Here is an 8,766-nt window from a genome sequence, read left to right as displayed (position 1 = left end):
GCTTCATCATGCCGATGGCCTGTGAACCGGCATGCAATTTTGACCCCCTGCCAGGGGTAATCGGCGTTCAATTTTGACCCCGTCCCCGATGGCTCATTCTCCCGCTAAGCGATTCGCGAGCGGGGGCTCAACGGGGGATGGTGAGGGTGGAGACGATCGGCCGTGTACGGCATGCCTTTCATGTCAAGGGCAAGACGATCAAGCAGATCTCGCGGGAGCTTCGGCTGGCGCGGAACACGGTGCGGAGCATCGTGCGCGGCGAGGAGACGCAGCACAGCTACGCGCGCAAGGCCCAGCCCTTGCCGAAGCTGGGCACCTTTACGGGCGCTCTCGACCGGATGCTGGAGGACAATGCCCGGCGGCCCAAACGCGAGCATCTGACGTTTCAGCGCCTTTACGAGGAACTGCGGCTGTCGGGCTATCAGGGCGGCTATGATGCGGTGCGCCGCTACGGCCGGGCCTGGGAGCGGCAGCAATCGATCCGGCAGGCCGAGGCCTATGTGCCGCTGGCCTTTGCGCCGGGCGAGGCCTACCAGTTCGACTGGAGCCATGAATGCGTGGTCATCAACGGGGTGACGACGATGGCGAAGGTCGCCCATGTCAGGCTCTGCCACAGCCGGATGCTGTTCGTGCGCGCTTATCCGCGCGAGAGCCAGGAGATGGTGTTCGACGCGCATGAGGCGGCGTTCGCCTTCTTCAAAGGCGCCTGCCAGCGCGGCATCTACGACAATATGAAGACCGCGGTCGATGCGGTGTTCGTCGGCAAGGAGCGCCAGTTCAACCGGCGCTTCCTGCAGATGCTGAGCCATCACTTGGTCGAGCCGACCGCCTGCACGCCTGCCGCCGGCTGGGAGAAGGGGCAAGTGGAGAACCAGGTGGGCGTGGTGCGCCGGCGTTTCTTCACGCCGCGACTGAAGTTCAGGAGCTACGACGATCTCAACGGCTATCTGCTCGACCGCTGCATCGCCTATGCCCGCTCGCAGCCGCACCCCGAGCAAAAGGACAAGACCGTCTTTGCCGTGTTCGAGGCGGAGCGGGGCGCCCTGATCCCCTGTCGCGGCCCGTTCGACGGCTTCCATGCCACCAGCGCCGCGGTGTCGAAGACCTGCCTGGTCCGCTTCGACCGCAACCGCTACTCGGTGGCTTCGTCCGCGGTCGGGCGGCCGGTCGACGTGCACGCCTATGCCGGCCGGATCGTCATCAAGCAGGACGGGATCATTGTCGGCGAGCATCGCCGCCGCTTCGGCTGCGACCAGATCGCCTATGATCCCTGGCATTACGTCCCGGTGCTGGCCAGAAAGCCCGGCGCACTGCGCAACGGCGCCCCGTTCAAGGACTGGCCGCTGCCGGGCGCCCTGGCAAAGGTCCGCCGCAAGCTGGCCGGCTCCGACGACGGCGGACCGGCAGATGGTGAAGATCCTGACCGCCGTGCTCACCGATGGCCTGCAGGCGGTGGAGGCCGCCTGTGCGGAAGCGCTCGCTGCCGGCATTGCCGGCGCCGATGTCATCCTCAATGCGCTTGCCAGGCGCCAGCAAGAGGTCACGGCTCCTCCGATCGAGGCGCCGGCACGGCTGGCGCTCAGCCTGCCGCCGGTCGCCGACTGCGCCCGCTACGACCGGCTGCGTGCGCCGGCCCTGGAGGCGGCACATGGAGCGCTCTGAGATCCTGGAGATGATGACCGCGCTGCAGCTTGCCGGCATGCGCGCGAGCTATGACGAGATCGTCTCGATAGGCATCAAGCGCCAGCACGGCATCGAGCGCGTCATCGGCGCGCTGCTCAGGGCGGAGATCGCTGCCAAGCAGGCCCGGTCCATCAATTACCAGATGGGCATCGCCAAGCTGCCGCTGGCCAAGGAACTGGCCGACCTCGAGCTGGGCGCCACGCCGGTCAACGCCGAACTGATCGAGCAGCTGGCCGGCGGCGGCTTCCTCGACAGCCAGCGCAATCTGGTGCTGATCGGCGGCACCGGAACCGGCAAGAGCCACATCGCCATCGGCCTAGCCCGCAGCATCATCCGGGCCGGCCGCAAGGCCCGCTTCTTCAACGCCGTCGACCTGGTCAACCGGCTCGAAAGCGAGGCCAAGCTCGGCCGCCATGGCCGCATCGCCGATGGCCTCGCCCGCGTCGATCTCCTCATCCTCGACGAACTCGGCTATCTGCCCTTCGCCCAATCCGGCGGCCAGCTGCTGTTCCACCTGATCAGCCGCCTGTACGAGCGAACCTCTATCATCGTCACCACCAACCTCGCCTTCGCCGAATGGCCAAGCGTCTTCGGCGACGCCAAGATGACCACCGCGCTGCTCGACCGGCTCACCCATCACTGCGACATCATCGAGACCGGCAACGACAGCTGGCGCTTCAAGAACAGATCCTGAGCCGAACACCGCCTGCCTGGCTCTGCGCTGTTCCGCTACGCTCCACAGCTCCGCGCTAGGCAGGCGAAAAAGCGCGCCGGGCAAGGGTCAATTTTGCACGCCGATTGGGGGTCAAAGTTCGGCGCCGATTGACAGTCGCGGAATTGTTTGGCCTGCGCGATGGAGTGGGCCAGGTCGAAATGCGGAACGGCCTTGCCAATGTCTCGAACATCCGGCGGCAGATCCCCTTCCGGAAACCGCCGATGAATTATGCGCTGTCGCCCGCGACATCGGCTCCGATCCCAGCAACATCCATCTTGGCGCCCATGCCACCCAGAACAATCGCCGTGTGTGAGGCCCGCATGTGTTTGGTGGCCAGCGAATGCCTGCCCTGGCGGCAAGGCAACGGCTGGAGCCGGCGTCCTGGCCGACAAGTGAGCGCCGTGCTAAGAAAATTATGTTTATCTGATCTCGCCAGGACCTAGGCCAGACTTTGGCGGTGTCGCCGAGGATCTATGGGGGAGGAATGTCATTTTGACTCCGACGGCAACGATGATGAAGCGCTCCCCGACGGTTGGACGGAGTTAACGATAACGCTACGACCTGAGCTTCTGGAGAGGGTCGATATAGATCCACTGGATGACCTTGAACCCCTGGTCTTGGTTATCTGTTCGGAGCATGCGGCACTCGCCCGAAAAACTGCGAACTTCCTGCGATCCTTGGCGGGTGGAAAACTAAGCAACAGTCCGCCGCAGGATCGCGGCGGCGTCAGTTGATCGGGGTCTTTCGACCTGAGGCGGTAGTGGCAATACGCAAGCTGCCGTCAGGTCTGAGGCGTTTCCGGCTAACAACCAAAAACGTCGGTCGGCCTTACGCCCGGACTACTCCGGTGCCAATGACCTGCCCAGTGAAACGATGGCCATCACGATCTTCCGTTCACGGCTTAAATCCCGACGAAATTCCACATGTGTGATCCCGTGCATTGGATAAATACTTGGCCACCGCGAAAAGGTGTGGAGTCTCGCTGTCGCTCCCAACGGCATCATCGTATCCGGCGATTGGAATGGCGAGATAAAGCTATGGGACGGGGAAACTGGCGCGTTTGTGGAGACGCTTGCTCGGCAGGCCGCGATGGTGAGCCATCTGAGCGTCACCCCGGATGGCAAGCGTATCCTCTCGACCACGGGCGCCGCGGGAGGTGACTTCGCTTCCCGTGTCTACGATCTTAAAAGCGGCAAAGAGATCCTCACCTATTCTGGCCACAACTTTATCGTCCTCGCCGCCGCTATCAGCCCGGATGGGCACTGGGCGGTGACCGCGGGTGGCAATAATAGCGAGATCCACATCTGGGATTTGCGAACGGGTGAACGCCGCCGAAGCCCCAGCGGACAGCCATTGATGCCCAGCGCGAAAGTGCAGCTCGCCTTTGCAGTCGGTTTTGCGAAAGATGGCCGCAGCATAGCTTGGGGAAATGAGGATCCCTGCCCCTTGGAATACAGCTGTCCCGGGACGCCCGGTGTGCTTCAACACGTTCTGGAATTACCCTCCGCCGAGATACCCTCACCCGTTTTCCGTCCCATCCGCGCTCAGGAGGTAAGCCGCTACCGCCGCGCGGAACTCAGCCATGGCGATTGGTCGCTCGGGCACCGTAGGGGCGGCTCCTTCGGGAATGATGCAATTCTCGAGATTAAACGCAATGGCAAGCTCGTGAAATCAATCGAGCGCCACCGGGGCAACGGTTATGGCCATTGGGCCTATAGCTTCACCCCGGATGGTCAAACGATCATTTCCGGGGGAAATAACGGCGTGCTCGCCGCCTATAATCGCGCGGGCGAGAAGCAGGGCGATTTTATTGGCCATGAGGACGTGGTCTGGGTCGTCGTGCCCTCGGCTGATGGCCGTTATCTTCTGACCGCTTCGGCTGACCAAACCATCCGGCTCTGGAGCCTCACCACCCGCAAATTACTTGTTACCTTATATTACGGCTCGGACAGCAATTGGCTGCTGTGGACGCCGAAAGGGTATTACATCGCGTCGACCGAAGGCGAAGGCTTTATCAAGTGGCGCCTAAACGAGGGACCAGGAGGCGTCGCCGTTCCACTGGTCGAAGCACAGTTACGCGCGCGATTTCATCGGCCCGACATTGTCGCTACAACCGTGCAACTTGGCGCCGAGGCCGAGGGTCAGCCTTAAGTGCGAACGAAACCGGATCCGCGAGCTTATCGAGCAGCGCTAAGGAATTCCGTGAGTGTGTCCTGACCGTTCGATGCCGGGAATGCCCTGGATCTGCTCAACGAGGAAGTCGACCAGCAACCGCACGCGGGCGATGCCAGCACGCTCGGGGACGATAAGCAGGCTCAGCGGGACCCGCGGCAGCGTATAGTCCTGCAGAATCGCCTCGAGCCGGCCGGCCGCCAGCAGATCCTCCACCAGCCAGCGATGGGCTGGTGCGATCCCGCGTCCGGCGACCAGCGCCTCGCGCGCGGCAAGCCCATGGTCGACCCGAAGGCGTCCGCCGAATACCACCTCATGGCGCGCGCCGCCCGGCCCTTGCAAAACCAGCGTCTCGCTTCCGGCGATGTTCGACATCCTGATACCCTCATGGGCCGACAAGTCCTCCGGGACGGACGGCCTGCCTCGCGCCGCCAGATAATCCGGCGCCGCCACCAGCAACCGCTGGGACTGGCCGAGCGGTCGCAGCTTCATGGAGCTATCGGTAAGCGGCCCGAGGCGCAGCGCGATATCGACGCCCTCCCGCACGAGGTCGATCCGCTCGTCGGTGAGGCTGAGATCCACTCCGATGCCGGGATAGCGGTCCTGGAAGGCGAAGATCAACCGGCTGACATGCAGCACGCCAATCGCCGCCGTGCAGGAGATCCGGATGGTGCCGGCCGGCTCGCCGCGCGTACCGCGTGCCTCATCGACAGCCTGCTCGAGGAGGCGCAGGATCTGAACGCTGCTGGCGTAGTAGCGACTGCCTTCTTCGGTCATCGTGACACGCCGCGTGGTCCGGCTGAGCAAGGGTACGCCGACAGCCTCTTCGAGCTCGCGCAGATGCCGCGTGATGGTCGACTGCCCGACGCCGAACTCGCGCGCGACCGCCGAAAGGTTCCCGCGCTCGGCCACACGGACGAAGCTGCGCATACGTTCGAAAGTGATGTCCGATCTATCCATTTTTCAGCACAATCCTATCCATTCTCCATGGCTAGCGGATAGTCGCCGCATCGTCCACATCAAGGCGCAGTTTCCACCATCGGATCGGTGCCACATGAAAGTGCTGCTCGTCTTTGCCCACCCCGAACCGCGCTCGCTGAATGGCGCGCTACGCGACATCGCCATCGCGGAGCTCAAGACCGGCGGCCACGGGGTGCAAGTGTCGGACCTTTATGCCGACCGCTGGAAATCCGAGGTCGACCGGACCGACTTTGCATCGTTGGCTCCGGACGCACGGTTGCGCGTGGCCGCCGCCTCGGGCGAGAGTTTTGCCGCCCATACGCTCACTGACGATGTCCTGGCCGAGCACGAGAAGCTCCTTTGGGCCGACACTTTGATCCTGCAGTTCCCGTTCTGGTGGTTCAGCATGCCGGCGATCCTGAAGGGATGGGTCGACCGCGTGTTTTCCTACGGCTTCGCCTATGGCGTTGGTGAGCACAGCGATACCCATTGGGGCGACCGTTACGGCGAGGGAACACTGAGTGGTAAGCGGGCTATGCTGGTCGTAACCACCGGCGGCTGGGAGGAGCATTACGCCGCCCGCGGGATCAACGGGCCGATCGACGACCTGCTGTTCCCGATCCATCACGGCATTCTCTATTACCCAGGCTACGAGGTGCTGCCACCATTTGTCGCCTACAGGGTCGATCACCTGGATGAAGTCGGCTTCGAGGATGTCGCCCAGCGCCTGCGCGACAGGATGCGGACGTTGGCCACCACCGCGCCCATTTCCTATCGGCGGCAGAATGGCGGCGACTATCTGATCCCGACGCTTCAGCTCCGGCCCGAGTTGGGCGATCCTGGCGCGACAGGCTTTGCACTTCATTCGACTGAGCGGGGATCCCTGCCTGCCCTGCCTGACCGGACCTGCTGACCTGGTCGAGCGCCCAGCACTTGAGGGCAATAAGCCTGGCGCGTTGTTGCTGACAGTCCAGGGGCGCCTATGCGAAACGCGAGGGGGCGCGTCAGAAGGCCCCTCCAGGCCGCCAGGGCGCCTCCTGGAGCGGCTGAAGCATCCATCGGCCACTTGGCTGGTGGCACACCCGCGGACCGCAGCCGCACGTCGGCGTCCAATGCGCCGATCTCGGATTTTCAAGCTTGGCGCGACGGGGTGCCGCCGATGATCTCGCTAGTAGAGATGAAGCGGGTCCCAGCGGCAGCTGAGAGCGGGCGCGCCATCCATGGCGAGGCAGGCAGGCTCGCCGGCGCCTTGCGAGGCGGCCAGCCTCGCCCGATTCAAAGGCATTCCTTGTCCGACGGGCTACCGTGCGACGCGCCCAGGCGGAGGCGGCGACCGGCGGCGGGCGACCGGCGGCGGGCCTTTGCATGCGGCTCCGCCTGGCCCCTTTGAAGAGCGCGGGCGGTGCGGTGACCCCGGCGAGGGAGGCGGATCGCGGAATCAGCTGAGGCCCGGGCGCAGCATCGACGTGGCGAGGTAGCTAGGCTCGCCGGCGCCTTGCGAGTTAGCCAGCCTCGCCGAATGAAGGGCATGCCGTCTCGCATGCCAATCGGCGCCGAACTTTGCCCCCCAATCGGCGTCCAAGATTGACCCCTGTCCGGCGCGCTTTATCGCCTGCCTGGCGCGGAGCTGTGGAGCGTAGCGGAACAGCGCAGAGCCAGGCAGGCGGTGTTCGGCTCAGGATCTGTTCTTGAAGCGCCAGCTGTCGTTGCCGGTCTCGATGATGTCGCAGTGATGGGTGAGCCGGTCGAGCAGCGCGGTGGTCATCTTGGCGTCGCCGAAGACGCTAGGCCATTCGGCGAAGGCGAGGTTGGTGGTGACGATGATCGAGGTGCGCTCGTACAGGCGGCTGATCAGGTGGAATAGCAGCTGGCCGCCGGATTGGGCGAAGGGCAGATAGCCGAGCTCAGCGAGGATGAGGAGATCGACGCGGGCAAGGCCGTCGGCGATGCGGCCGTGGCGGCCGAGCTTGGCCTCGCTTTCGAGCCGGTTGACCAGGTCGACGGCGTTGAAGAAGCGGGCCTTACGGCCGGCCCGGATGACGCCGCGGGCCAGGCCGATGGCGATGTGGCTCTTGCCGGTGCCGGTGCCACCAATCAGCACCAGATTACACTGGCTGTCGAGGAGGCCGCCGCCGGCCAACTGCTCGATCAACTCGGCATTGATTGGCGTCGCGCCCAGCTCCAGATCGGCCAGTTCCTTGGCCAGCGGCAACTTGGCGATGCCCATCTGGTAATTGATCGAGCGGGCAAGACCGCAGAGCAGCGCTGAGACCAGCCTAACGCCGGTTATGTAGTCAACTCTCCGATTGCATCTATCAGATCGACATGAGCTTGGATTCCCAGAACTGCCTCCGGGTACTCGGCATATCGGGTGTAATAATGAAACCCAGGTACAATATTGTCAGCAAGGCCAACTAAAAAAATAAATCGGGCTCCGCTGCGTGGCATATGGTTAGATCCAGCGGTAGTTGAAACGTCCAAGTCGTCTGCATTCCAGCATCAACGCCGCAACAAATTTCTAAGGGACCAAAAACCTTCCGCCATTTCTTTTTCTGAAATTGAAATCCTCTTGCTTCGCAGATTGCCCCGACAAATCCGTAAAAGTCCTTTTTTGTACTTGTCAATTCACCTACTGATATATGGAGCTTTTCTATTTCCTCCCTCTTGCAAGTCCTCATTTCAGTTTCAAGCCATTCTAAATAAGGGATGCCGTCTTTGGATGATGACAACATCATGCGTTTGAAATCTCTCAAACAACTGTCCAGAGGGAACCCATCCAATTCTTGTTTTCTTTTCACCCTTTCAGCAGCAAGGTCGTCCAAATATCTCGATCGGTATGATGTAGCGGCTACAGTTCGCCTATTTGAGCTTCCGCGACCTGCGGAGCATAAATATTCCAAGGCCACTTCGTCCCAATATTTCTCAAGTGAAGTTCGCTCCGGACAGAACGCAAACGCGAACTCCTCGAACCGTCGCGGCACCAAGTAGCCCCTCCGTTCAAGTAAGGCACCGGTCATGCCGCGCCCCGGCCATTGCGCTAACGTCATTAAAAGAGGTGCAAAGACTTTACCTCCCAAATGCGCGTCCTCGTCCACCCGGTAATGCTGCTGGGGGAATCGAAGGTCCACGCGGCCAAAATAGGCGTCGAAATACCTACCAAAACTTAGATTTCAGCGTCAGACTCATCGCAAGTAAGGCGATGAACGCGACGGTGCGCAACTGCCGCAAATGAGTGG

5 protein-coding genes and 2 pseudogenes are annotated in these 8,766 nt (G+C 62.5%); 4 read left to right on the top strand and 3 right to left on the bottom strand.

Going from position 1 to position 8,766, the window contains the following annotated elements; genetic code table 11:
* Positions 1-137 precede the first annotated feature (137 nt).
* The 3 genes and pseudogenes from istA to BLEFHOIH_RS10610 all read left to right on the top strand — a co-directional run bounded on the left by istA (position 138) and on the right by BLEFHOIH_RS10610 (position 4,549).
* A pseudogene (gene istA / locus BLEFHOIH_RS10625) lies at positions 138-1,662 on the top strand (IS21 family transposase).
* Entirely contained in the window at positions 1,649-2,377 is a 729-nt protein-coding gene (istB, locus tag BLEFHOIH_RS10620; RefSeq protein WP_088345148.1) for an IS21-like element helper ATPase IstB, read from the top strand. The pseudogene istA and the gene istB (BLEFHOIH_RS10620) overlap by 14 nt, the downstream one beginning before the upstream one ends.
* Positions 2,378-3,346: 969 nt before the next feature.
* A complete protein-coding gene (locus BLEFHOIH_RS10610) occupies positions 3,347-4,549 on the top strand; it encodes a hypothetical protein (RefSeq protein ID WP_280950394.1) in 1,203 nt (400 codons plus the stop codon).
* A gap of 39 nt (positions 4,550-4,588) precedes the next feature.
* Here BLEFHOIH_RS10610 and BLEFHOIH_RS10605 read toward each other — a convergent pair whose 3' ends face one another.
* Positions 4,589-5,530: a LysR family transcriptional regulator gene (locus BLEFHOIH_RS10605; protein WP_088345144.1), complete on the bottom strand. Its 942-nt coding sequence runs from the start codon at positions 5,528-5,530 to the stop codon at positions 4,589-4,591.
* 94 nt (positions 5,531-5,624) lie between these two features.
* On the opposite strand from BLEFHOIH_RS10605, the gene BLEFHOIH_RS10600 reads away from it, so the two are divergent.
* The gene (locus tag BLEFHOIH_RS10600) at positions 5,625-6,443 is read left to right on the top strand and encodes an NAD(P)H-dependent oxidoreductase (protein WP_088345142.1); all 819 of its coding nucleotides are present in this window, start codon (positions 5,625-5,627) and stop codon (positions 6,441-6,443) included.
* Between the two features lie 762 nt (positions 6,444-7,205).
* On the opposite strand, the pseudogene istB (BLEFHOIH_RS10595) reads toward BLEFHOIH_RS10600, so the two are convergent.
* Both istB (BLEFHOIH_RS10595) and BLEFHOIH_RS26185 read right to left on the bottom strand, forming a co-directional pair.
* Positions 7,206-7,778 (bottom strand): annotated as a pseudogene (istB, locus tag BLEFHOIH_RS10595) (IS21-like element helper ATPase IstB); the annotation flags it as partial.
* A 166-nt stretch (positions 7,779-7,944) separates the two neighbouring features.
* Positions 7,945-8,625 carry a hypothetical protein gene (locus tag BLEFHOIH_RS26185; RefSeq protein ID WP_125461654.1) on the bottom strand — a complete coding sequence of 227 codons (681 nt, stop codon included), beginning with the start codon at positions 8,623-8,625 and terminating at the stop codon, positions 7,945-7,947.
* Positions 8,626-8,766: the final 141 nt, after the last annotated feature.

It is taken from the genome of Rhodomicrobium sp. R_RK_3, assembly GCF_002198715.1.
Lineage (GTDB): Bacteria > Pseudomonadota > Alphaproteobacteria > Rhizobiales > Rhodomicrobiaceae > R-RK-3.
Note: the sequence above shows the minus strand (reverse complement) of the source record. Positions and strands in the feature narration are given on the sequence as shown.

What these genes read in the sequence shown, in the direction of transcription:
- BLEFHOIH_RS10605 (WP_088345144.1), bottom strand. Translation starts at nt 5,530, where the DNA reads ATGGATAGATCGGACATCACTTTCGAACGTATGCGCAGCTTCGTCCGT.
- istB (WP_088345148.1), top strand. Translation starts at nt 1,649, where the DNA reads ATGGAGCGCTCTGAGATCCTGGAGATGATGACCGCGCTGCAGCTTGCC.
- BLEFHOIH_RS10600 (WP_088345142.1), top strand. Translation starts at nt 5,625, where the DNA reads ATGAAAGTGCTGCTCGTCTTTGCCCACCCCGAACCGCGCTCGCTGAAT.